This is a genomic window from Gammaproteobacteria bacterium, assembly GCA_016200485.1.
In the GTDB taxonomy this organism is placed as follows: Bacteria; Pseudomonadota; Gammaproteobacteria; order Tenderiales; family Tenderiaceae; genus JACQEP01.
Window position 1 is genome coordinate 74,384 of sequence record JACQEP010000005.1, and the last position, 24,998, is coordinate 99,381.

General features: G+C 53.5%; 23 protein-coding genes. 22 read left to right on the forward strand and 1 reads right to left on the reverse strand.

Translation table 11 applies throughout. The features are described from left to right. Window positions 1–125: 125 nt before the first annotated feature. The 10 genes from hrcA (at window position 126) to HY272_02775 (ending at window position 12,609) form a co-directional block, all read left to right on the forward strand. Complete coding sequence (gene hrcA, locus HY272_02730) at window positions 126–1,163, forward strand: heat-inducible transcriptional repressor HrcA (protein ID MBI3771605.1); 1,038 nt, start codon at window positions 126–128, stop codon at window positions 1,161–1,163. A 280-nt stretch (window positions 1,164–1,443) separates the two neighbouring features. Then, window positions 1,444–2,070 carry a nucleotide exchange factor GrpE gene (gene grpE, locus HY272_02735; GenBank protein ID MBI3771606.1) on the forward strand — a complete coding sequence of 209 codons (627 nt, stop codon included), beginning with the start codon at window positions 1,444–1,446 and terminating at the stop codon, window positions 2,068–2,070. Window positions 2,071–2,147: 77 nt separating this feature from the next. Continuing rightward, window positions 2,148–4,082, forward strand: coding sequence for a molecular chaperone DnaK (gene dnaK / locus HY272_02740; protein MBI3771607.1), 1,935 nt, complete (start codon window positions 2,148–2,150; stop codon window positions 4,080–4,082). Between the two features lie 301 nt (window positions 4,083–4,383). Continuing rightward, window positions 4,384–5,529 (forward strand): molecular chaperone DnaJ, encoded by a 1,146-nt coding sequence (gene dnaJ, locus HY272_02745; GenBank protein ID MBI3771608.1) that lies wholly within the window; start codon window positions 4,384–4,386, stop codon window positions 5,527–5,529. Window positions 5,530–5,752: 223 nt separating this feature from the next. Beyond that, a complete protein-coding gene (dapB, locus tag HY272_02750) occupies window positions 5,753–6,565 on the forward strand; it encodes a 4-hydroxy-tetrahydrodipicolinate reductase (protein ID MBI3771609.1) in 813 nt (270 codons plus the stop codon). A 262-nt stretch (window positions 6,566–6,827) separates the two neighbouring features. Further along, window positions 6,828–7,967, forward strand: coding sequence for a glutamine-hydrolyzing carbamoyl-phosphate synthase small subunit (gene carA / locus HY272_02755; GenBank protein ID MBI3771610.1), 1,140 nt, complete (start codon window positions 6,828–6,830; stop codon window positions 7,965–7,967). 26 nt (window positions 7,968–7,993) lie between these two features. Beyond that, window positions 7,994–8,380 (forward strand): GxxExxY protein, encoded by a 387-nt coding sequence (locus HY272_02760; protein MBI3771611.1) that lies wholly within the window; start codon window positions 7,994–7,996, stop codon window positions 8,378–8,380. A gap of 49 nt (window positions 8,381–8,429) precedes the next feature. Beyond that, the gene (carB, locus tag HY272_02765; protein ID MBI3771612.1) at window positions 8,430–11,654 is read left to right on the forward strand and encodes a carbamoyl-phosphate synthase large subunit; all 3,225 of its coding nucleotides are present in this window, start codon (window positions 8,430–8,432) and stop codon (window positions 11,652–11,654) included. Next, window positions 11,651–12,127: a transcription elongation factor GreA gene (gene greA, locus HY272_02770; GenBank protein ID MBI3771613.1), complete on the forward strand. Its 477-nt coding sequence runs from the start codon at window positions 11,651–11,653 to the stop codon at window positions 12,125–12,127. The genes carB and greA overlap by 4 nt, the downstream gene beginning before the upstream one ends. 8 nt (window positions 12,128–12,135) lie before the next feature. Beyond that, a complete protein-coding gene (locus tag HY272_02775) occupies window positions 12,136–12,609 on the forward strand; it encodes a DUF4149 domain-containing protein (GenBank protein ID MBI3771614.1) in 474 nt (157 codons plus the stop codon). A gap of 77 nt (window positions 12,610–12,686) precedes the next feature. Here the strand turns inward: HY272_02775 and yhbY are convergent, their stop codons facing one another. After that, window positions 12,687–12,983 carry a ribosome assembly RNA-binding protein YhbY gene (yhbY, locus tag HY272_02780; GenBank protein ID MBI3771615.1) on the reverse strand — a complete coding sequence of 99 codons (297 nt, stop codon included), beginning with the start codon at window positions 12,981–12,983 and terminating at the stop codon, window positions 12,687–12,689. Window positions 12,984–13,004: 21 nt separating this feature from the next. Between yhbY and HY272_02785 the strand changes: the two genes are divergently transcribed. The 12 genes from HY272_02785 to HY272_02840 form a co-directional block, all read left to right on the forward strand. After that, the gene (locus HY272_02785) at window positions 13,005–13,286 is read left to right on the forward strand and encodes a hypothetical protein (GenBank protein MBI3771616.1); all 282 of its coding nucleotides are present in this window, start codon (window positions 13,005–13,007) and stop codon (window positions 13,284–13,286) included. Beyond that, window positions 13,276–13,896, forward strand: a complete 621-nt coding sequence (gene rlmE, locus HY272_02790) for a 23S rRNA (uridine(2552)-2'-O)-methyltransferase RlmE (protein ID MBI3771617.1) — start codon at window positions 13,276–13,278, stop codon at window positions 13,894–13,896. The genes HY272_02785 and rlmE overlap by 11 nt, the downstream gene beginning before the upstream one ends. 111 nt (window positions 13,897–14,007) lie before the next feature. Next, the gene (gene ftsH / locus HY272_02795) at window positions 14,008–15,825 is read left to right on the forward strand and encodes an ATP-dependent zinc metalloprotease FtsH (GenBank protein MBI3771618.1); all 1,818 of its coding nucleotides are present in this window, start codon (window positions 14,008–14,010) and stop codon (window positions 15,823–15,825) included. 233 nt (window positions 15,826–16,058) lie between these two features. After that, the gene (locus HY272_02800) at window positions 16,059–18,218 is read left to right on the forward strand and encodes a type I secretion system permease/ATPase (GenBank protein ID MBI3771619.1); all 2,160 of its coding nucleotides are present in this window, start codon (window positions 16,059–16,061) and stop codon (window positions 18,216–18,218) included. 102 nt (window positions 18,219–18,320) lie between these two features. Then, on the forward strand, window positions 18,321–18,683 hold the full coding sequence (locus tag HY272_02805; GenBank protein ID MBI3771620.1) for an endonuclease domain-containing protein: 363 nt from the start codon (window positions 18,321–18,323) through the stop codon (window positions 18,681–18,683). Between the two features lie 217 nt (window positions 18,684–18,900). Beyond that, window positions 18,901–19,374, forward strand: coding sequence for a four helix bundle protein (locus HY272_02810; protein MBI3771621.1), 474 nt, complete (start codon window positions 18,901–18,903; stop codon window positions 19,372–19,374). Between the two features lie 133 nt (window positions 19,375–19,507). Continuing rightward, window positions 19,508–19,873, forward strand: a complete 366-nt coding sequence (locus HY272_02815) for an endonuclease domain-containing protein (protein MBI3771622.1) — start codon at window positions 19,508–19,510, stop codon at window positions 19,871–19,873. Between the two features lie 293 nt (window positions 19,874–20,166). Continuing rightward, complete coding sequence (locus tag HY272_02820) at window positions 20,167–21,501, forward strand: HlyD family type I secretion periplasmic adaptor subunit (protein MBI3771623.1); 1,335 nt, start codon at window positions 20,167–20,169, stop codon at window positions 21,499–21,501. A 118-nt stretch (window positions 21,502–21,619) separates the two neighbouring features. Next, window positions 21,620–22,342, forward strand: a complete 723-nt coding sequence (locus HY272_02825) for a hypothetical protein (GenBank protein MBI3771624.1) — start codon at window positions 21,620–21,622, stop codon at window positions 22,340–22,342. Continuing rightward, window positions 22,312–24,048: a DUF2974 domain-containing protein gene (locus HY272_02830; protein MBI3771625.1), complete on the forward strand. Its 1,737-nt coding sequence runs from the start codon at window positions 22,312–22,314 to the stop codon at window positions 24,046–24,048. Before HY272_02825 ends, HY272_02830 begins: the two co-directional genes overlap by 31 nt. A gap of 1 nt (window position 24,049) precedes the next feature. Next, window positions 24,050–24,667 (forward strand): hypothetical protein, encoded by a 618-nt coding sequence (locus tag HY272_02835; protein ID MBI3771626.1) that lies wholly within the window; start codon window positions 24,050–24,052, stop codon window positions 24,665–24,667. Between the two features lie 17 nt (window positions 24,668–24,684). Further along, a partial coding sequence (locus tag HY272_02840; GenBank protein MBI3771627.1) for a hypothetical protein occupies window positions 24,685–24,998 on the forward strand: 314 nt, incomplete at its 3' end.

The window sequence follows — 24,998 nt, forward strand, 5'->3', positions numbered from 1 at the left end:
CATCATTGTGCCATTTTGTCCCCCGGCTGTCTTGACAGTTTGGGGGGGAGGTTGATAGTTTAACTTAGCACTCTTATGTATTGAGTGCTAAGTATTTTTCAAAGGTTCCAGGGGTGGAGAGCGAAATGGGTATTGAACTCGGTGAGCGTTCGCAACGTCTGCTCAGAATCTTGATCGAGAGTTATATTCGTGAAGGGCAGCCCGTAGGTTCCCGTACCCTGGCGCGCGATTCGCGGCTGGACGTCAGTCCGGCCACCGTGCGCAATATCATGGCTGACCTTGAAGACATGGGCTTGATCGTCTCGCCTCATACTTCGGCCGGTCGCATGCCTACCGCCAAAGGCTACCGCTTGTTTGTCGACAGCCTGCTGACGGTGCAGCCGCTGAGCCAGAATGAGGTCAAGCGTCTGCAATATCAGCTCGGCAACATCGGCGATATCGACAATCTGGTCAGCAAGGCCTCGGAGTTGTTGTCGGAAGTGACGCACATGGCGGGGGTGGTGATGGTGCCCAGCCCCGCGGCCTTGTCGCTGACCCACATTGAATTCATGTCGCTTTCCAATCGGCGGGTACTGGCGATTCTGGTGTTGAATAATGCCGAGGTGCGCAATGTCATCATTGATACCCAGCGCGAACATACCAAATCAGAGCTGGAACAGGCGAGTAATTATCTAAATGCTGCTTTTGCCGGGCGTGGTCTGGCCAAGGTGCGCGAAAAATTGCTGGGTGAGATGCGCCAAACCAAGACCGATATGGATAGCATCATGCAGGCCGCGATTGAGATGGCGGATAAAGTTTTTCTTGCCGATGAATCGCCCAAGGCCGATTACGTGGTGGCTGGACAGACCAATTTGATGGGATTCCAGGACTGGTCGCAGGTTGAACGCCTGCGGCACCTGTTTGACGCCTTTAATGAGAAGCGCGACATCCTTTATTTGCTGGATGGCTGTCTGGGTACCGATGGGGTCAAGATCTTTATCGGTGAGGAATCGGGGTACAAGATTCTGGATGAATGCAGCGTCGTGACGGCGCCCTACGAAGTGGAGGGGCAACGGGTCGGGGTGTTGGGCGTGATCGGCCCGACGCGAATGGCCTATGAGCGGGTGATCCCGATTGTGGACGCGACCGCGAAATTATTGGGTCATGCCTTGAATCGGGGTTAGTTAGCCCTATATTCCTAATATCCAGCACAAAGGCGCTATAAATCCAAAATCCAGCGCGGAGGCGCAGAGACGCGGAGAAAAGCTAAAAATTCCGTTCGGGGAAGAAGTTGTTGGTACGGCGTAGATAACTGATAAAGCGCCCGTTTTCAATGTTACCTCTGCGTCTCCGCGTTGGATTTTTCGGGTCTTAGGTGAATAGTTACGTGGCGGAAATGGTTTGTTATCATGGCGCCCTTAACCTCCGTCAGTGTTTACTTTTTACTGTAACAAGGCGATACAAATGACTGATTATCAAAAGGAAACAAAAGAAGTGCAGGCCGAAGATGCTATTCTAGACGATGCCGAAGTCAATGCCGGGGGAGATGAAGCCAAGCCCACTTATGAGCAATTGTTGCTGACATTACAGGATGCCCAGGCCAAGGCGGATGAGCACTGGAACCAATTGCTGTTTACCAAGGCAGAGATGGAGAACACTCGCCGCCGCATCGAGCGCGAAGCGGACAATGCCCGAAAATATGCCCTTGAAAAGTTCGTCAATGAACTGTTGCCGGTCAAGGACGGTCTGGATCTAGGTTTTGCCGCGGCGGGTGAGCCAGGCGCCGATCTGGCCCAAGTCCGCGAAGGTTTGGCGCTGACCATGAACATGATGGGGATCGCGCTGGAAAAATTCGGTGTCAAAGAAATCAATCCCCAGGGGGAAAAGTTTAATCCAGAGCGGCATCAGGCGATGTCGATGCAGATCGTGCCCAATGCGGCCCCCAACACGGTGGTGGCGGTATACCAGAAGGGTTACACCCTCAACGATCGCTTGGTACGGCCAGCGATGGTGGTCGTGGCAGGCCCCGGATCGGGTGTGCAGGCGGGAACAGAACCGCCGGCCACATCCCCGTTCGATGAAATGGCTTGAAACGGCAAAAATTGCCCCCATCTGTACGAACAGGTACTTACACATTTTCTTAAAGAATTAGTTACGGAGACTGAATCATGGCGAAGATTATCGGGATCGACCTGGGAACCACCAACTCCTGTGTCGCAATCATGGAAGGCGGCAAGCCCCGGGTCATTGAAAACGCGGAAGGTGATCGTACTACGCCCTCGATCGTGGCCTACGCCGATGACGGTGAGGTGCTGGTTGGACAATCGGCCAAGCGCCAGGCCGTCACCAATCCTAAAAACACCTTATACGCGATTAAGCGTCTGATTGGCCGCCGCTTCACCGACGCTGAAGTGCAGAAGGACATCAAGATGGTGCCTTACGCTATCGTCAAGGCCGACAACGGCGATGCCTGGGTGGATGTAAACGGCCGCAAGATGGCGCCGCCGGAAATTTCTGCCCGTGTGCTGATGAAAATGAAAAAGACCGCTGAGGATTATCTCGGTGAGCCGGTGACCGAGGCAGTCATCACCGTGCCTGCCTATTTCAATGATTCACAGCGTCAAGCGACCAAAGATGCCGGCCGCATTGCCGGTCTGGAAGTGAAGCGTATTATCAATGAACCCACCGCTGCCGCGCTGGCATTTGGTATGGACAAGAGCGGTGGCGATCGCAAGATTGCTGTTTATGACTTGGGTGGTGGTACTTTTGATATTTCGATCATCGAAATCGCCGATGTGGGAGGCGAACAACAGTTCGAAGTATTGTCCACCAACGGTGACACTTTCCTCGGCGGCGAAGATTTCGACATGCGCCTGATCGATTATCTGGCGGATGAATTCAAGAAAGAGCAGGGCATCGATCTGCGCGGCGATCCGCTGGCGATGCAGCGTCTGAAAGAAGCAGCGGAAAAGTCCAAGATCGAATTGTCATCCAGTCAGCAGACGGATGTGAATCTGCCATATATCACGGCCGATCAGAAAGGTCCGAAGCATTTGAATATCAAGATCACCCGCGCCAAGCTGGAATCGCTGGTGTCTGAGTTGATTGAGAAAACGATTTTACCCTGCAAGCAGGCGTTGCAAGATGCCGGTTTGTCGGTGACCCAGATCGACGACGTGATTCTGGTCGGTGGTCAAACCCGCATGCCGAAGGTGCAGGAGGCAGTGAAGAACTTCTTCGGTAAAGAACCGCGCAAGGATGTGAATCCTGATGAAGCCGTCGCTGTCGGTGCGGCAATTCAAGGCGGTGTCTTGGGCGGTCAGGTCAAAGACGTGTTGTTGCTTGACGTCACGCCGCTGTCGCTGGGGATTGAAACCATGGGCGGTGTCATGACCAAGCTCATTGAGCGCAATACCACGATCCCGACCAAGGCCGCGCAGGTGTTTTCGACGGCTGAAGATCGGCAGACGGCAGTCACCGTGCATGTATTGCAGGGCGAACGTGAGCGTGCAATGAATAACAAATCGCTGGGTCGTTTCGATCTGAGCGATATTCCGCCCGCGCCGCGCGGTGTACCGCAGATTGAAGTCAGTTTTGACATCGATGCCAACGGTATCTTGCACGTCTCGGCCAAAGACAAAGCCACCGGCAAGCAGCAGTCGATCCAGATCAAGGCCTCTTCCGGTCTGAACGATACCGAGATCGAACGCATGGTGCGTGATGCCGAGGCGCACAAGGAAGAAGATCGCAAGTTCCATGAATTGGTGCAGACCCGCAATCAGGCCGACAACCTGATTCATGCGACCACCAAATCGTTGACCGATTTGGGCGATCAGGTGCAGGCAGATGAAAAGAAGCAGATCGAAGAGGCTATCGAGGCGCTCAAGCAAGTGCTGAAGGACGAAAACAAGGACGAGATCGAAGCCAAGATCGCTGCTCTGGGTGCGGTTTCTGACAAGCTGGCTGAGCGCGTATATGCTCAACAAGCAGCTGCCGGTCAGGCGCAAGCCGGCCATGCTGCGCAAGGCGAAGCACAACCCAAGGCCAAAGAAGGCGTGGTTGATGCCGAGTTTGAAGAAGTGAAGGATGACAAGCGGGCTTAACGCTTGGTGTTTGAACGTTTGAATTACAAAGACGGGCAGTGGCCCGTCTTTGTTTTGTTGGCAGGTGATTGAAAACTCCCTCTCCCTCTGGGAGAGGTATCTGCATATCTTGCTATGCTGTAGAACGAAGTGTTCCTTCTCCCTCAGGGAGAAGGATAGGATGAGGGGGGGTATAATGTAGGGGCGATTCATGAATCGCCCCTACGAACCCCTCACCCCAACCCTCTCCCTGAGGGAGAGGGGGTAGACATTTTTCAATGTATTGTTGGGGATTTGTGGTTGCTACTGGTGATTGAATAACATGGCCAAACGAGATTTTTACGAAATTCTGGGTGTTGCACGTAATGCCAGTGAAGCCGACATTAAAAAGGCTTACCGGCGCGCGGCGCAAAAACATCATCCTGACCGTAATCCTGACGACAAAACGGCAGAAGAAAAATTCAAAGAGGCCAAGGAAGCTTACGAAGTGCTTTCCGATGCCCGCAAGCGCGCAGCCTATGATCAATTCGGTCATGCCGGTATCGATCCTTCTGCAGCGGCGGGTGGCGCAGGTGCTGGTTTCGGCGGCGGGGCCAACTTCAGTGACATCTTTGGCGATGTCTTCGGCGATATTTTTGGTGGTGCACGCAACGGCGGTGGCGGTAATCGCGTGTTTCGCGGCGCTGACCTGCGTTATAACCTGGAATTGAGTCTTGAAGATGCGGTGCGCGGCACAACTGTAAAGGTGCGTGTGCCGACGCAAGTCAAATGCCGCGCCTGTGAAGGCAGCGGTGCCAAGAAGGGAAGCAGTCCCGTTTCGTGTACCACGTGCGGCGGCCGTGGTCAGGTGCGGATTCAGCAGGGTTTCTTCTCGTTGCAGCAGGCTTGCCCGCAATGTCATGGTTCCGGGTCAATCATCAAGGACCCGTGTGCAACTTGTCATGGCGAAGGCCGGGTTCATGAGCAAAAAACACTGTCGGTGAAGATCCCGGCCGGGGTTGATAATGGCGATCGTATCCGCTTGAGTGGTGAAGGCGAAGCCGGTGAAAACGGTGGTCCGCCGGGCGATCTCTATGTTCAGATCAAGGTCAAACCACATCCAATCTTTACCCGTGAGGATGCCGATTTGCACTGTGAAGTACCTATTGGCTTCACTACTGCCGCTTTGGGTGGGGAATTGGAAGTGCCGACGCTGGTTGGGCGTGTGAGTCTAAAAATCCCGGCGGAGACGCAAACCGGGCAAACGTTCCGCTTACGCGGCAAAGGCGTGAAATCAGTGCACAGTGATATGACTGGCGATATGCTGTGCAAAGTCGTGGTCGAAACGCCGGTCAGTCTCAATCGCCGTCAGAAAGAATTGCTGGAAGAATTTCAGAAGGCGATGTCGGAAAACGATGGCAAACACAGCCCGCGCACCCGCACTTGGTTCGATGGTGTGAAAAAGTTTTTTGACGAAATGAAGCCTTGATTTCTGATTTTTATCCCCTCCTCCTGTTAGGAGGAGGGGTGGCGCGTAGCGACGGGGTGGTGGTTTATGAAAGGTGCAATGGTGTGTGATTTCTCAAGCACACCACCCCGCCCTTTGGGCACCCCTCCTCATTTTCATGAGGAGGGGAACGTAATTGTAGCTACCGAATATATTTCGCGTTTATTTGCGGATAAATGCTGTTTAGAGAACGGAGAAAAAATCCATGACCAGAATTGCAATTGCCGGTGCCGCTGGCCGCATGGGGCGGAGCCTGATCGCGGCCTGTCACGAATACCCCGGTCTTAAAGTAACCGTTGCCACCGAACGTGATGGCAGTAGTGTCGTCGGTACTGATGCTGGCGAGCTGGCCGGGATTGGTAGATTGGGGGTAACGGTGACCTCCGATCTGGTCGCGGCCAAAGGTCAATTTGACGTACTGATCGACTTCACCGCGCCACAAGTGACCATGGCGCATATAGACCTCTGCCGTTCGGCGCATAAGGCAATCGTCATCGGCACCACAGGGCTCAACGACGAACAAAAATCGCGGCTGACAGCGGCGGGCAAGGAAATGCCGATTGTCTTCGCGCCGAACATGAGCGTGGGCGTGAATCTAAGCCTGAAGTTACTCGATCTGGCGGCCCGCGTCCTCGGTGACGAGGTCGATATCGAAATCGTCGAAGCGCACCATCGCCACAAGGTCGATGCCCCCTCCGGCACCGCCTTGCGGATGGGTGAAGTCGTGGCCCAGGCCCTGGGGCGCGACCTCAAGCAATGTGCTGTTTATGGCCGCGAGGGCCATACTGGCGAACGTGATCGTAAGACCATCGGTTTCGCCACAGTGCGGGCGGGGGATATTGTGGGCGAGCATACGGTGATGTTCGTCGGCATGGGTGAGCGGATCGAAATTACCCATAAAGCCAGTAGCCGCATGACTTTTGCCAACGGCGCTGCCCGGGCAGCGGCCTGGCTGGCCAGTCAAAAAGCCGGGGTCTATGATATGCAGGATGTGCTGGGTCTTAAGACAACAGGGTAAAGGGCAAAGATAAAAGGGAATGTGCCGGCCATTGGCCGGCGCCGGATTTTTGGAGCAAACTTTAATGTGCGTTGTTGTGGACGGGACGGCGCCTTCTCATCGTCTTTTATCTTGTATCTTTCCCCTTTCCCCTGCTTTTCATAGACATCGCGGCGCCGGTCGAGTAAAATTTCGCGGATTCAGATTAAGGTCTTGGATCGATTGCAGCGGGATGGTTCTCAGGAGCTTATCCCGCTTTTTGCACGCGCGTAGGAGGTAGATTTTGAAGCATACAGCCCTACTGGTCTTGGAAGACGGCACCGCTTTTTATGGCGACTCCATCGGTGCAACGGGGCAAACCGTGGGCGAGGTCGTGTTCAACACCTCGATCACCGGTTATCAGGAAATTTTGACTGACCCCTCGTATTGCCGCCAGATCGTCACCCTGACCTATCCCCATATCGGCAATACCGGCGCCAACGAAGAAGATGAAGAGGCTTCGAGCGTGGCCGCCAGCGGTTTGGTGATCCGCGATTTGCCGTTGCGTCCCTCCAGCTGGCGCAGCCGGGAATCTCTGGACGCCTATTTGCGTCGCCGCAACGTGGTGGGCATCGCCGGGATAGACACCCGCAAGCTGACCCGTATCCTGCGGGAGAAGGGCGCCCAAAACGGTTGCATCGTCGCCGGTGACAAACTCGACGCAGACGCCGCGCTGCAGACTGCCCGTGCCTTTCCCGGTTTGAAGGGCATGGATCTGGCCAAGGTTGTCACCACGAGTCGTCCTTACGACTGGGCGCAAGGCAGTTGGACGCTGGAAGGTGGCCTGCCGCCTGCAGTGAAAAATTCGGCTTATCACGTGGTCGCCTATGATTATGGCGTCAAGCGCAATATATTGCGGATGCTGGTGGATCGCGGCTGCCGCCTGACGGTGGTTCCAGCGCAGACCAGCGCCGACGAAGTATTGAAGCTCAAGCCGGACGGTGTGTTTCTCTCCAATGGTCCGGGTGATCCGGAACCTTGTGATTATGCGATCACGGCGATTCAGCAGTTTTTGAAAACCGGCATTCCGGTATTCGGCATCTGTCTCGGTCATCAATTGCTGGGGCTGGCGAGCGGTGCCAAGACGGTGAAGATGAAATTTGGTCATCACGGCGGCAATCACCCGGTGATCGATATCGACAGCAAACAGGTGATGATCACCAGTCAGAATCACGGCTTCGCGGTTGAAGAGTCGACATTGCCGAAGACGCTGCGTGCCACTCATCGTTCCTTGTTTGATGGTTCTCTCCAGGGACTTGAGCGTACCGATGTTCCGGCCTTCAGCTTTCAGGGGCATCCCGAAGCGAGCCCTGGTCCACACGATGCAGCAGGATTATTCGATCATTTTATTGAACTGATGCAGTCCGCGAATGAACGCAAATAAACGCTAATAAAAACGAATAGATTTGTATGCGGCTTACGGCGCTTTCAGAACAGGTTATAGGTTGTGCGTTTGAAGTGAGTAATAGGCTGGGTGCGGGATTTCTTGAGGCGGTTTACGAAAATGCCTTGTGCCATGAATTGACATATAAGGGTGTTCCCTTTGTACGGCAAAAGCCATTGGAAGTCAGATATCGCGGTAAGATAGTAGGCAATTACGTCGCCGATATTGTCGTTGGAAACAGATTATTGTTGGAGCTGAAGGCGCTTTCGAAATTGTCGCCTGAGCATGATGCCCAAGTGATGAACTATCTGAATGCATCTGGGTTGAAAGTGGGGCTGTTATTGAACTTTGGTACGCCAAAGCTGGGTATCCGCCGTATCGTATGGGAATACAATGAGTGTGAACGAATATGATTTTATTCGCGTCCATTCGCGTTCATTTGCGGACTGATTGAGTTAGAAAATGCCAAAACGTACAGACATCGAAAGTATCCTGATTATCGGCGCCGGCCCGATCGTGATTGGCCAGGCCTGTGAATTCGATTATTCCGGCGCTCAAGCGTGTAAAGCGCTGCGTGAAGAGGGTTATCGCATTATCCTGGTGAACTCCAATCCGGCCACCATCATGACCGATCCGAACATGGCCGATGCGACGTACATCGAGCCGATCAACTGGCAGACGGTCGCCAAGATCATCGACAAAGAACGCCCCGATGCACTGCTGCCCACCATGGGCGGGCAGACGGCGTTGAACTGCGCTCTGGATCTGGCGCGTGAAGGCGTGCTGGAGAAATTCGGCGTTGAACTGATTGGCGCCAGCCGCGACGCGATTGATAAGGCCGAAGACCGTGATCGTTTCCGCAAGGCAATGCATAAAATAGGCTTGAGCACGCCGCGTTCGGCGATTGCGCATAGTCTGGAAGAGGCCGTGCAAGTGCAGGCTCAGATCGGTTTCCCGACCATCATCCGTCCTTCGTTTACCATGGGTGGCAGCGGCGGCGGGATTGCCTACAACAAAGAAGAATTTCTTGAGATTTGCGAGCGTGGTCTTGATCTATCGCCGACCAAAGAGTTGTTGATCGAAGAATCCGTGCTCGGTTGGAAAGAATATGAGATGGAAGTCGTGCGTGACCGCAACGACAACTGCATCATCGTCTGTTCCATCGAGAATCTCGATCCCATGGGCGTGCACACCGGCGACTCGATCACTGTTGCGCCCGCACAGACGCTCACCGACAAGGAATATCAGATCATGCGTAACGCCTCGCTGGCGGTGTTGCGTGAAATTGGTGTTGAAACCGGTGGTTCCAATGTGCAGTTCGCCATCAATCCCGAAGATGGCCGCATGATCGTGATTGAAATGAATCCGCGTGTGTCGCGTTCATCGGCGCTGGCCTCCAAAGCCACTGGTTTCCCAATCGCCAAAGTCGCTGCCAAGCTGGCAGTGGGCTACACGCTGGACGAACTGAAGAACGAAATCACGGGCGGTGCGACACCGGCATCGTTCGAGCCAAGTATCGATTATGTCGTCACCAAGGTGCCGCGTTTTACCTTTGAAAAATTCCCGCAGGCCAAACCGGTACTCGGCACGCAGATGAAATCGGTGGGTGAGGTGATGGCCATCGGCAGCACCTTCCAGGAATCGCTGCAAAAGGCATTGCGCGGTCTGGAAACGGGCGTTGATGGTCTGGATGAAAAAATCGTTGATGGCAGCGCAGAAGAAATTACTGCCAAGTTGCGCCAGGAATTACGCACGCCAGGTCCGGATCGGATTTGGTATGTCGCTGATGCCTTCCGCCATGGTTGGACAGTTGAGCAGGTGTTCGAGAGCAGCTGGATCGATATCTGGTTCCTGGATCAGATCGAAGAATTGATCAAGCTTGAATCTGAAGTTCGCACCCAGGGTAAGGCGGCGCTGGATAAGGATCGGTTGCGTTATCTGAAGCGCAAAGGATTCGCTGATCGTCGGCTGGCGAAGTTGCTGGGCGTGAAAGAGCAGGACGTTCGCCAACTGCGCCATTCATTGAATGTGCGCCCCGTATACAAGCGTGTTGATTCTTGTGCCGGTGAATTTTCAACCGCGACTGCGTATATGTATTCCACGTATGCCGATGAGTGTGAAGCGGCGCCGAGCAAGCGTGAGAAGATCATCGTCCTCGGTGGCGGCCCCAACCGTATCGGCCAAGGGATTGAATTCGATTATTGTTGCGTGCATGCCGCGCTGGCGCTGCGTGAGGATGGTTATGAAACCATCATGGTTAACTGTAATCCGGAAACCGTATCCACCGATTACGACACCTCCGATCGTCTTTATTTCGAGCCGTTGACCTTGGAAGATGTGCTCGAAATCATTCAGCTTGAACAGCCGAAGGGTGTGATCGTGCAATATGGCGGTCAGACGCCGCTCAAGTTGGCGCGTGCCCTGGAAGCCGCAGGTGCCCCGATCATCGGTACGACACCAGATTCCATCGATTTGGCTGAAGACCGCGAACGTTTCCAAAAAATGCTGCATAAGCTTGGTTTGTTGCAACCACCGAATTGTACTGCTCGTAATGTTGAGCAAGCGCTAGAGGCCGCGCGTGAACTTGGATTCCCACTGGTGGTGCGCCCGTCTTACGTTCTGGGTGGCCGGGCGATGGAAATCGTCTACAGTGAGGAAGGTCTGCTCAATTACGTGCGTAATGCGGTGCAGGTTTCCAATGAATCACCGATACTGCTGGATCGTTTTCTGGATGATGCCATCGAGCTTGATATTGATGCTATTTGTGACGGCAAAGATGTCGTGATCGGCGGCGTGATGGAGCATATCGAGCAGGCCGGCGTCCACTCCGGAGATTCGGCATGTTCACTGCCGCCGTACAGCATCTCTGCCGATCTTCTGGATCAGGTACGCGAGCAAGTGAAACTGATGGCTCGCGAATTGAAAGTTATCGGTTTGATGAACACACAGCTTGCAATTCAGGGCGGCAAGATCTATGTCATTGAAGTGAATCCGCGCGCCTCGCGTACCGTGCCGTTTGTGTCCAAGGCTATCGGCCGGCCGCTGGCCAAGATTGCAGCGCGCTGCATGGCGGGGCAGTTGCTCTCGGCGCAGGGTATTACTGAGGAACTGGTGCCGAAATATTTCAGCGTCAAGGAATCGGTATTCCCCTTTGCCAAATTCCCGGGCGTGGACCCGATTCTCGGTCCTGAGATGAAGTCGACCGGTGAGGTGATGGGGATCGGCCGCAATTTTGCCGAGGCCTTTGCTAAATCGCAATTCGCCGCCGGAGTGACATTGCCGATCAGTGGTAAGGCCTTTGTCAGTGTGCGTGATGCCGACAAGCCAAAAATCGCCGCTGTGGTGCGTGATCTGGTTGAGCTTGGCTTTGAGATATTGACCACGGGTGGTACCGGGCAGGTGCTGGATGCCGCCGGCATTGCTTGTCAGCGTGTATACAAGTTTGGTGAAGGACGGCCCAACATCGTTGACATGATCAAGAACGACGAAATCAATTTTATTGTGAATACCACGGAAGGACGTCAGGCGATTGCGGATTCCTACACCATTCGCCGCGAAGCATTGCAACGCAAGGTTGCGTATAGCACCACAGTAGCCGGTGCTCGGGCAACGTGTATGGCGATGAAGCAAAAAGTGGAATATGGCGTCAATCGTCTGCAAGATTTGCATAAGGAGTTATCAGCATGAGCACGATCCCTATGACTTCGCATGGCGCGGAGCGTCTGCGCCAGGAATTACAGCGGCTGAAGAGTGAAGATCGGCCACGGATTATCCAGGCGATTGCTGAGGCGCGAGCGCACGGTGATCTGAAAGAAAACGCCGAATATCATGCCGCCAAGGAGCAGCAAGGCTTTGTCGAGGGGCGCATTTCGGATCTGGAATCACAGCTTTCTATGGCCCAGGTGATCGATGTCAGCAAGCTTAAGGTTCAGGATAGGGTGGTGTTCGGCGCCACGGTCGATCTTGAGGATGTTGGATCTGCACAAAAGGTCACTTACCAAATCGTGGGTGATCTCGAAGCGGATATTCAGCAGCATCGTATCTCGGTCAGCTCGCCGATTTCACGCGCGTTGATTGGCAAGGAAGTGGGTGATGTGGTCACTGTGCGCGCACCGGGCGGTGATCGCGAATACGAAATCCTCGCCGTTCGTTACGAATAACAACTCCGATGTCCGATAAGCTATTCCAAAGCGTCGACCGACTGCTGATCACCGCCTGGGTTGGCGGTTTGTGGGCGGTTGGTTATCTGGCCGCCCCCGTGTTGTTTCATGCCTTGGATGACCGGCATCTGGCCGGTGAGTTGGCTGGACACATGTTCTTTATCATGAACATTGTTGGTTTTGTGTGTGCGCCGATTCTGGCGGCGATCACGATCCGGGAAGCAGGCAGCACATGGCGCAGCGCTCGCCGTTTATGGGTGTTGGTGGGGATGCTGATGATCGTTGCAATCAGTGCCTTTGTTTTGCAACCCATGATGCAGGAACTCAAAGCAATCGGCATTGTGCCAGGCACCGATACCGCTGCCCAGTTTGGCCGTTTGCACGGAGTTTCTTCAATCCTGTATTTAGTGCTTAGTTTGGCGGGTGCGTATTTGGTGATTTCGGCTGCGCAAAAAGCATCGGACGCAAGTAAGCAGGCTTGATGGGATCGCGGGCGTCCCGCCCGCCTTGTGTTCTTGATCGGCGGTTTTTGCGGGCAAGATGCCCGCGATCCTGGGTTTTACCGCCCCAGCATGATTTTTTGTTTCTGCGGATTGCGGCGGAAGATGGTTGCAATATGGCCAATGCGTTGCACCAGCTCGCATTTAGTGCGCTCGCAAAATTCAGCGATCATGGCATCACGACGGTCACGGTCGACAGCACTGACCCTAACCTTGATCAGTTCATGAAAGGTCAGCGCGGCATTGATTTCTTCACAGACGTTATCAGTCAGGCCGTTGGTCCCAATCATGACCACGGGTTTAAGAGTATGGCTGAGGGCGCGTAACTGGCGTTTTTGGGTATCGGAAAGCGGCATAGGTTTAGTATCTTGAGTTGGATGAGTCAGAAAAATCGAAAACAGCCAGCAAGTTTATCACGGCGGGGCCGTGGTTTCACTGTTACCGCGAGCCCCTTTAATGGCGTCAAGCTGGACTTGGCCATCGTGATGGTGATTGGCGGCTTGGTATGGCTGATCCATGATCGACTGGTCAGTGCCCCTTTGGGGCAATTGGTGTTATTGGCCAGCTATGGCCTAGGAGCAATGTGCTGGATTATTTACAAAACGCGGCGCGTGATGCGATCACTGCCGGTGGCTGGGCGACAAGACAATGGCGCGTAGTAAAAGCAGTCATCGCTGGTTGAAAGAACATGAGGACGACGTCTATGTCCGACGTGCCAGGCAGGAAGGCTATCGCTCGCGGGCGGTTTATAAGCTGCTTGAGATCAATGAAAAGGACAAGCTGATACGTCCTGGAATGGTGATTGTCGACCTGGGGGCCGCCCCCGGCGGCTGGTCGCAGGTGGCGGCGCGGCTGGTGGGCGAGCGCGGCAAGGTGATCGCGCTTGATATTTTGCCAATGGAGCCGTTAGCCAATTTAGAGTTCATCGAAGGCGATTTTCGCGAGCAAGAGGTCTTGGACCGCCTGCTGGCGCTCATCGGTGACCGGCGGGTGGACCTTGTAATCTCGGATATGGCCCCCAATATCACTGGTATGGGGGAAGTCGATCAACCTCGGACGATGTATCTGGCTGAATTGGCATTGGAATTTGCACAACAGGTATTGCGGCCAGGGGGTGATTTTCTGACCAAGTTGTTTCAGGGCGAGGGGTTTGATGATTACGTGCGGGCATTACGCCAGCATTTCACCACAGTGATCACCCGCAAACCCAAGGCGTCACGTCCCCGCAGCCGAGAGGTGTATCTGCTGGCGAGAAAGTTTAAGATGTAGTAAGTTCATGATATTGCGGCAACCTAATAGAGTCCGGCTGATTTTCCAGCGGCTTTAATAAGGAAATAGTAGAGATTAGAGGGTACTTACCTTGAATCGACATCGGCGACCATGTCGTATTCTGATTTTATCGCTCGTGTCAAACAGGGCGAAGTATCGAAGGTCATGATCGAAGGCCGGAACGTTCAGGGAGTGATGAGCTCCGGTGAACGTTTCACGACTTATAGCCCCGGTGATAACGGTCTGATCGGGGACCTGCTCAATAACGGTGTGCAGATCAATGCACGGCCACAGGAACAACAGAGCGTGATGATGCAAATCTTCATCTCCTGGTTCCCGATGTTGTTGCTGATCGGTGTCTGGATCTTCTTTATGCGCCAGATGCAAGGCGGTGGCGGTGGCCGCGGTGCGATGTCGTTCGGTAAGAGTCGAGCCAAGTTGCTGAGCGAAGATCAAGTCAAAGTCACTTTCGCCGATGTTGCCGGTGTTGAAGAAGCCAAGGAAGAAGTCAGCGAGCTGGTTGAATTTCTGCGCGATCCGGGCAAATTCCAGAAGCTGGGTGGCAAAATCCCGCGCGGCGTATTGATGGTCGGTTCACCCGGTACTGGTAAAACATTGCTCGCTAAAGCGATCGCCGGTGAAGCCAAAGTGCCGTTTTTCTCGATCTCCGGTTCGGATTTCGTGGAGATGTTTGTCGGTGTTGGTGCTTCGCGCGTGCGCGACATGTTCGAGCAGGCGAAGAAGCATGCACCGTGCATTATTTTCATCGATGAAATCGATGCGGTGGGTCGTCATCGTGGCGCCGGTTTGGGCGGTGGTCATGACGAACGCGAACAGACCTTGAATCAATTGTTGGTGGAAATGGATGGTTTCGAAGGTAATGAAGGTGTGATTGTCATTGCCGCCACTAACCGTCCGGATGTGCTTGATCCCGCCTTGTTGCGCCCAGGCCGTTTCGACCGTCAAGTGGTCGTGCCGTTGCCGGATGTGCGTGGCCGGGAACAAATCCTGCGTGTACACATGCGCAAGGTGCCGCTGGGTGACGATGTCAAACCAAGTTTGATCGCCCGTGGCACGCCCGGATTCTCCGGCGCCGATCTGGCCAACCTGGTCAACGAAGCCGCGTTGTTCGCAGCGCGGGCCAACAAGCGTTTGGTCAGCATGGAAGAGTTCGAAAAGGCCAAGGACAAGATCATGATGGGCGCCGAGCGCAAGTCCATGGTCATGAACGAAGAGGAAAAGCGTTTGACCGCTTATCATGAAGCAGGGCATGCGATTGTCGGCCGCATGGTGCCCTCGCACGATCCGGTCTACAAAGTCAGCATCATTCCGCGCGGCCGCGCCCTCGGCGTGACCATGTTCCTGCCTGAAGAGGATCGTTACAGTTACAGTAAAGAGCGGCTCGAAAGTCAGATCAGCAGCCTGTTCGGTGGTCGTCTGGCCGAAGAACTGATCTTCGGTTTCGACAAGGTGACTACTGGCGCTTCCAACGATATTCAGCGCGTCACCGAGATCGCTCGCAACATGGTCACCAAATGGGGCCTGTCAGAGCGTCTGGGACCGTTGACGTATAGCGAAGATGAAGGCGAAGTGTTTCTCGGTCGTTCGGTAACCCAACACAAAGCCGTATCCGATGAAACGTCGCATGTGATTGATGAAGAAGTGCGGGTGATTGTCGATCGCAATTACGAGCGGTCACGCCGAATATTGACCGAACATATGGACAAGCTGCATGCCATGGCCGATGCGCTGATGAAGTATGAAACCATCGACAGCGATCAGATCGATGACATCATGTCGGGTCGTCCACCGCGCGTGCCGCAAGACTGGATCGATCACGAGCCGCATGGCGGCAGTGGCGTGAAACCGGCGGATGATGCCTCCAAGCCGAAAGAAGGCGGCATCGGCAACCCCGCTGGTTCGCACTGAAGATAATATAGTGTACTGAATTAACGCCCCGCTCCCGTGCGGGGCGTTTTGTTTTGGGCAAATGATAGAAAATATAGTGTCGGAAAACTTTACACTTTGTATATGCATATAAAATGTATATTTTATAGTGCGCACGTAACCTATTGATGAATCAAGCCGCGCACATCATTGGCACGTTAATTGCCTTACAGAGTAGGGAAGAGAAAAACAATAACTAATTAAAGAGATCGACAATGCAGGACGCCAACAACCGCCAGGACACTGGCCTCACGTGTCTGGTCATGCTGGCGCGGTTTCATGGCATCGCCGCCGACCCCGGTCAATTACAACACCAGTTCGGCCGTTCCGGCGAAGTCTGTGGTGCCAGCGAATTGTTACGCGGCGCCAAATTCCTCGGCCTCAAGGCAAAGCAAGTCACTTCCGATAGTTCCCGGCTCGACCGCATTCAGTTTCCCGCCATCGCCCAACACCATGATGGCCACTGGTTCATCCTCGGCGGCATCAAGACCGAAGGCGATGACACCAAGGTCCTGGTCCAGGATCCGCTTGAATCTCGTCCCTTGATCTATACACGCGCCGAATTCGAAACCCTCTGGTCCGGCGCGCTGATCCTCGTCACCCAACGCGCGGGTTTACTGGGCCTGGATCAGCGCTTCGATTTCAAATGGTTCATCCCCGCCATCCTCAAATATCGCAAACTGTTTGGCGAAGTATTACTCGCCTCATTCTTTCTGCAACTGATCGCGCTGGTCACGCCCTTATTCTTCCAGGTCGTCATCGACAAAGTCCTGGTCCACAAAGGCCTCACTACGCTTGATGTGCTCGCCTTTGGCCTGATCGTCGTCTCCTTATTTGAAGTGGTGCTCACCGGTCTGCGGACTTACCTGTTCTCGCACACCACCCAGCGCATCGACGTCGGCCTCGGCGCCAAGTTGTTCAATCATTTGCTCGCGTTACCGATCAGCTATTTCGAAGCACGCAGAGTAGGCGACACGGTCGCCCGTGTCCGCGAACTGGAAAACATCCGCAACTTTCTCACCGGCTCCGCCCTGACGCTGGTGATCGACCTCTTCTTCACCGTCGTCTTCATTGCCGTCATGTATTACTACAGCCCGACCCTGACCTGGGTCGTGCTCGCCGCCATCCCGTTATATATCATCTTGTCCGTCATCGTCACCCCGATGCTACGAAACAGAGTCGAGGAAAAATTCAACCGCGGCGCCGAAAATCAAGCCTTCCTCGTCGAAAGCGTCAGCGGCATCCAGACCATCAAAGCCATGGCCGTCGAACCACAACTGCAACGCAAATGGGAAGAACAACTCGCCGGTTACGTCAATGCCAGCTTCAAGACCAGCACCCTCGGTAACCTCGCCAGCCAGATTGCGTCCTTCATCAACAAACTCGTCATCGTTGCCACGCTGTGGTTTGGCGCCAGACTCGTGATCGACGGCGAACTCAGCGTCGGCCAGCTTGTTGCCTTCAACATGCTCGCCGCCCGCGTCAGCGGCCCGATCTTACGTTTGGTTCAATTGTGGCAAGATTTTCAACAAGCCGGTGTCTCCGTCGAACGCCTCGGTGATGTGCTCAACGCCCCACGCGAACCCAGCCACAACCCCAACCGCGCCAGTCTGCCGCAAATGTTAGGTCGCATCACCTTTGATCAGGTGACCTTCCGTTATCAGCCCGATCGCCCCGAAGTGCTCAAGCGTATCAACCTCGACGTCAACCCCGGCCAAGTCATCGGCATCGTCGGTCGCTCCGGTTCCGGTAAAAGCACGCTCACCAAACTCATTCAACGGCTGTATGTCCCCGAAAGCGGAAGAGTGCTGGTCGACGGCGTCGACCTCGCCATGATCGATCCCACCTGGCTCAGAAGACAAGTCGGCGTCGTGTTGCAGGAAAATGTCCTCTTCAACCGCAGCGTGCGCGACAACATCGCCCTCGCCGATCCCGGCCTGCCGCTGGATTTTGTCATCCACGCCGCCAAACTCGCTGGCGCCCATGACTTCATTCTCGAGCTGGCGCATGGCTATGACACTATCATCGGTGAACACGGCAGCAACCTCTCCGGTGGCCAGCGGCAACGTATCGCCATCGCCCGCGCCCTCATCACCAACCCCAAGATCCTCATCTTCGACGAAGCCACCAGCGCCCTCGACTACGAATCAGAACGCATCATCCAGGACAACATGCAGCGCATCTGCAAAGACCGCACCGTGTTCATCATCGCCCACCGCCTCAGCGCCGTGCGCCAGGCCGACCGCATCATCGTCGTCGACAAAGGCGAGATTGTGGAAGAGGGGAATCATACGCAGCTCATCAACCTGCATGGTCACTATGCCAAGCTGTATCAATATCAGTTGGGCGATGTGTTTAAAACAGGCGAAAGATAAAAGATGAAAGAGGAAAGGAAAAACACCTCATTCCGCGAGCAAGGGAGGCGCAAAAGTTGTGCCCCTCTCCCACGAGTGGGAGAGGGGCAGGGGAGAGGGAGAATGCTGAACAACGTCAAAAACTTGCGCAGCAACCAGACTGAGGCCGAGCAACGGTTGTGGCATCACCTGCGCGCGTACCGTTTCATGGGCCTAAAATTTAAGCGACAAAAACCCATGGGATCCTACATTGTAGATTTTGTATGTTTGACGCACAAATTGATTATTGAAATTGATGGTAGCCAACATGCCGAGCAAACAGACTATGATCACCATCGGGACGCGTGGTTGAAAAGTCAGGGATATACGGTGCTGCGTTTTTGGAACAATGAAGTCATGCAGCAGTTGGAGAGTGTATTGGAACGGCTACAACTTGCCCTCTCCCCCGCCCCTCTCCCGCTGGCGGGAGAGGGGAATAAGGATTAGGGATAAAAGGTAACGTGATTCATCGCAACAGCAGGGAGTGTCAGCCGTATTACGGCGCAAGCCAGAAGATTGTTGCCAACGATAACTCAATCTTTTCCCTTCTCCCACTTGTGGGAGAGGGTGGCCCGAAGGGCCGGGAGAGAGAACAATGGATGAACACTAGATACAAAATTTGAATATTGAATAAATTTAAACAAACAATGCAAAGGAGAACGCCATGACCAATACAACAACTGAAGCGCAAATCCAAAATCCAACGCAAATCGCCGACCAACTGGCAGACACGCTATGGAGCCTCACCGAAAACTGGAATGATCACGCCAAACAGGTGATCGGTCTGCCGCTGATGCGCGCCATCGACCAAATCGGTCTGCAACTCGCCCTCACTCAAGGCCGCACCACCATCAAACAACACCTGCAACACATCGCCAATGCCCGCAAGGGTTTAGCACCGATGGATTACTACCTGCAACGCGCCGCCAAGCGTGGTTTGATCGAGCCGACGCAAATCGAAGCACTGCGTGCCCAGATGATCACTCTCGCACAATGTCTCGATCAACATTCCAAAGGCATTGTGCAAGCCACTAATAAAAAAGTTGCCGAACAAAAACAACGGCAAGAAGAAAAGGCCAAGGCGGAGCAGAAAAGGTCTTCGATTGAATTTGAGGCTGAAAGCTCCATCGCGCATTGAAGTATATACAAAAATATAATCCCCTCTCCCTCAGGGAGAGGGCTAGGGTGAGGGGTGTAATAAGGATGCAAGGCAGAAATGTGCGAGGTAGAGCAACGCAGGAGCACTTCCCGAGGATGATGGGATTAAAAACATGAAAGCGCTTGCTCAGGCTCTGCGCCGTCAAGCCACCGATGCCGAGCGAATGTTATGGCAGCGTTTGCGTTCACGTAATATGGCGGGATTCAAATTTCGACGCCAGGTAGTGATTGAACCGTACGTTGTCGATTTTGTATGTTTCGAAGCCAAATTGATTATAGAAGCCGATGGTGGGCAGCATGGTTTGGTGGCAGACAAAGATGCGAGGCGTACTCGCGAACTTGAAAGAATGGGGTATCGAGTAAAGCGATTCTGGAACCATGAGATTTTGAATGAGATAGAGGTCGTGCTGGGGCAAATATATTGTTGTTTAAACACCCCTCACCCCAACCCTCTCCCTGAGGGAGAGGGAGTTGTGTAGACAGCTATTTCCTAAAGATTTTTTGCAGTTGACTGGTGAAGAGAGTTTTTGAATGACTGATTAGTAGTTTGTTGAAATCACCCTCTCCCTCAAAGAGGGACAGGTGAAGTGATAAGCGTAGGTGAAAAAATAATGCCCTCTCCCCCAGGGAGAGAGCTAGGGTGAGGGGATCAATGCACTCATCCTAACTTTTTCCCTGAGGGAAAAGAACCAGAATCACTTTTTCAACAAGCTATTAATAATTAACTGAACGAACAAACTGAAACTAAACAAGCTGAACTGACGCAACTAACATGACAACAAACCGCAACCCCGACGAACTCCAATTCCTCCCCGCCGCGCTGGAGATCCAGGAAACGCCGCCGTCACCCATCGGCCGCGCCATCAGCGGGAGCATCGTCGTCTTGTTTTTGCTCGCCGTCATCTGGGCCTGCCTCGGCAAGATCGACATCGTCGCCGTCGCCCAAGGCAAGGTTGTCCCCAGCGACCGCACCAAAGTCATCCAACCGCTGGAGATCGGCACCGTCAGCGCCATTCATGTCAAAGAAGGGCAGCGTGTAAAAAAAGGCGATTTGCTGATCGAACTCGATGCCACCGGCACCCAAGCCGACGCCACCCGGCTCGGCAACGAATACGGCACCGCCCAGGCCGAACTCGCCCGCGCCAGTGCCCTGGTCAACGCCATGCAAACCAACCGCACACCGGTTGCCCATTGGCCAAAATCAACCACTACCGACGTCCTCGCACCGCAGCAACAACTGCTCGCCAGCCAATGGCAACAATATCAATCCCGGCTCAGCGCGCTGGACAGCGAACACAGTCGCCGCCAGTCCGAACTCGCCGGCACCGAAGAACAAATCAAAAAACTCGAAGCCACCTTACCGCTCGTCACCGAACGCACCGAATCGCTCAAGACCCTCGCCGACAAACAACTCGTCGCCCGGCATGACTATTTACAGCTCGAACAACAACGCATCGAACAAAGCCAAGACCTCCAAACCCAAAAACAACACCGCCAGGAGCTGATCGCCAACCTCGCCCAGCTCAAGGAACAACGCAAGGCCGAAGCCGCCGACGCCCTCAACAAAGCCCTCGCCGATCTCGCCGACGCCAAACGTCGTGGCCAGGGCCTAAACCAGGAAACCATCAAAGCCGATCAACGCAACCAGCTACTCAGCCTTACCGCCCCGGTCGATGGTGTCGTGCAACAACTCGCCGTCCACACCGTCGGCGGCGTCGTCACCCCCGCCCAACAACTCATGGTCATCGTCCCCAACGAAAACAGCATCGAAGTCGAAGCCGTCATCGACAACAAAGACATCGGCTTCGTCCACGAAGGCCAGCAAGCCGAAGTTAAAGTCGACGCCTTCCCCTTCACCAAATACGGCACCCTCAACGCCGAACTGATCGACGTCTCCGACGACGCCGTGCAAGACGAGAAACGCGGCCTCCTGTTCACCGCCAGAGTCTTGCTCGAAAAGAACACCATGCGCATCGAAGACAAACTCATCCACCTCAGCCCCGGCATGGCGGTGACGGTGGAGGTGAAGACCGGGAAGAGAAGATTGATTGAATACATCCTCAGCCCACTGATGCAGCATGTGGATGAGAGTGGGCGGGAGCGATAATCATGGTTCGTAGACTAGTCAGCAATTCTATGCAAGGAGAGCGATGTGAATAATCAATATTTTCGACGAATGACCAATACTGCGATTGCAATGCTGTTGACGGTGGGCATCAGTCTCAATGCCGAAGCGGGGTGGTTTGGGCTGGGGGGGGGATAGCTGGAAAGAAGAGGTACTCCTACACGATGGACAAAAGATCATCGTCAAACGCTCACAAACTTATGGTGGGCAGCACGAAATTGGCCAGTCAGAACCGATTAAGGAGCACACGATTTCTTTCATATTACCGAACTCGAACAAGGCCATCACGTGGACGAGCGAATATGGTGAAGATATCGGGCGTACCAACTTCAATCTATTGGCGCTACATATTCTCAACGGTACGCCGTACATCGTCGCGGATCCAAATTTATGTTTGTCATACAATAAATGGGGAAGGCCGAATCCGCCATATGTATTTTTCAAATATGATGACAAGGAATGGAAGCGCATTCAGATATCAGAATTTCCCGCTGAATTCAAATCGTTCAACGTTGTGATCAATCTAAATGCTCAGCATGTAAAAGAAATGGTTCACAAAGGTATGATTGATACAGAAACCATACAGAAGTGGAACAACGACCTTCTACGAAATTATCCCCAATACAAAACCATCCTGCGTGAGCCATATGCTGGGGCGGAGGGCGGGTGTATCAAAACTGACTACTATGGAAAAGCCGGATGGCTAAGCCCCGATTGGTTTACTGACCAACCGTCGCTTGATGCTTGTTTGAAATTTTGTGATCACAAGAAAATTGGTGATGAAATTTGCCCATGCAATTCAGTGTTCAAGGGAGCGAAATAATTATGACGACTATAATAGATTATGCTTTGATGGCGGGTGCTTCGTATATTTCTACTCGGCCTGATGTCAATAAATTTCCTATTCCACAAGGTTGGAATCTAACTAAACACGAAAACCCTCAGGATGGAAGCGGCTTTGAGGCCGCCTCATTCATCAACGGTCCAGATATTGCGCACAGCTCTGAAATCGTCATCTCCTATGCAGGCACAGGGCCAGGTGCCGCTGATTGGGTGTATGGCGACATCCCATTGGCTAACGGTAATCTATCCGGCCAGCTGCGACAGGCAGCGGATTACTATCTTGCAGTCAAGGCCCAAAATCCTGGGGCAACCATCACCTTTACTGGGCACAGCCTCGGTGGTGGGCTGGCGGCTTTAATGGCAGTTATGTTCGGCGAAAGTGCCTACACGTTTGACCAGGCCCCGTTCCGCAGGTCTGCGCTCACGTATACAGCTGTGGATGGCCTAACGGGGGAGCTGATAACGCATTCGGCCGCGCAGGATCTTCTGGCTTATTTGCGAAGTGAAACCACAAACGGCCAACCGATCTACAGCGACGCGCAGTTACAGGGCCTTACCAACTTTGTAAATGCATCTGTCATAGACTCTGGGATTGTTCAGAACGAGAGCAATGTTATTGATATTAACGTGCAAGATGAAATACTGAGTTATTTGCCCTATGACCGCATCGGCTCACAAACTGATATTTCTCAGCAGTACAACAATGACATAATCGCCATTCCATTAGAGGCACAAGTCAACCTCCACTCACAAACTCTGCTGACTGCGTTTTTGCAAAGCATAAAGACCGCCGCACCAGACCAAACACTGAATCAGGTCACTTTTAAGCTAGGTGATTTGTTAAAGATGGTTTTTGATTCAAATTTGTATTATTTCAATACGACAACGCTTGATGAGAACTTTATTGAGCGCTTGGTTCGTCATGAGGCTGGAAATGCGCCATTGCCCGGTGGTGGAACAGTTGCTCCCGACGCCATGGTCACCCGCTTTACTGCCGATATGTGGAAAATCGCCCAAGACGGCGGCCTCACAAAGTCCGACAGCAATCTCACCGATGCCTTGATCGCCTTTGCGATGGAGAAATATTACACCGAAGAGGCGGGGCGTCCCGGCGTTGGGCAAAACCTTTTCGATGGCGTCAGCGGCGGCATCCACTTCGACACCGCGGAGGTAGTCGGTATCGGTCACTCCATCACCGAGTCCAAAGGCTACCAACAATACTTCAAAAATTATTTATCCCAAACCGTCACACCGGATTGGACGATATCGCCTTTTACCACCGAGGAGCTTGCGGCGATCAACGCGACACTTCCAAGCATGAGCGACTGGTACATCCAGGCCGGTAAATCCGCCATGATTACTAATGCCGGTGACCCATCTGCATTCATGCTTGGCGGAACCGGCAACGACGTCTTGACCGGCAGCCGCCAAAACGACCTGTTGGTCGGAAGCATCGGCAACGACACCCTCACCGGCGGCGCAGGCAACGACACACTGATCGGCGGCGCCGGCAACGACACTTACGTCTACAACAGCGGTGAAGGCTTCGATGTCATCGCCGACAGCGACGGCAGCGGCAAGATCATTTTCAACAGTGCAATCCTGACTGGCGGCGAGAAAATTGCGCTATTGCCCGGGAATGACTGCTGGATGGAAAACGAAATTTCATTGAAAAAGGCGGCGTGAAATGATCGGATTATCTATTTTATTGGCGGTTGTTCTTTACGTTTGGCTCGCACGGTTCGTTGCAAGACGCATAGCAAACCGGGCTGCGAAATACACGGTGATTGCCATCTTCATCTTGATTCCAACATGGGATGTTATCCCCGGCAAGCTTTATTTTAACCACCTGTGTGAAAACGAAGCGGGGCTGAAAATCTACAAAACGGTGGAGGGGGTTGAGGGATATCGTGGTTATCCGAATACGTCGGGGCTGGTCTGGCAAGCGCTGGGGGACTATGGCTACAGATTCGTAGAAATAGGTGATGGAAACCAGCTTTACCGATACACACTGGATTCGAGTGGACAAGTCATTAAACAAGAAATTTCGGAATCCATGGCAAGGTACGGTGTTGACGCAGAAATCAAGCCATTGTTATGGAACGTCAGAAAAGTCGAAGAGTATGTTTTTGATCAGCGCACGAAGGAACGGCTCGCGTTAAGAACAACATTTTCTGCTCACGGCAATTGGTTACAAGTAATTTTTGGTCCATACCTGGGCGGCGCTGCTTCTTGCCAAAATCCCCTGCCGACATCCAAAGATTTGCTTTTGAACACCCTAAAACCGACCAAATTCACTAACTAACGAAACTGGAGACGACCATGGCTACCATCAATCAATATTTCGAATTTTCCCTGCTAGCACAAGCAAGTTACGCGAATTTGGCACCCAATGTGTATCCGGCTCCGGAACTGCAAAATACGGCAGACTTCGCCCAGCAGCAAGCGAATACCTTCGCCCTCGGCTACACCGTCCTCTCCCAGCGCACCGATGCCAACGGCTTCTCCGCCACGCTGTTCCAGAACAACGTAACGGGCGAAAAAATTCTCGCCATTCGTGGCACAAACGATCTATTTGACGGTCTCACCGACATTGTTGACATCGCTTTTCTGGGAACAACCGCGCTCCAATTACA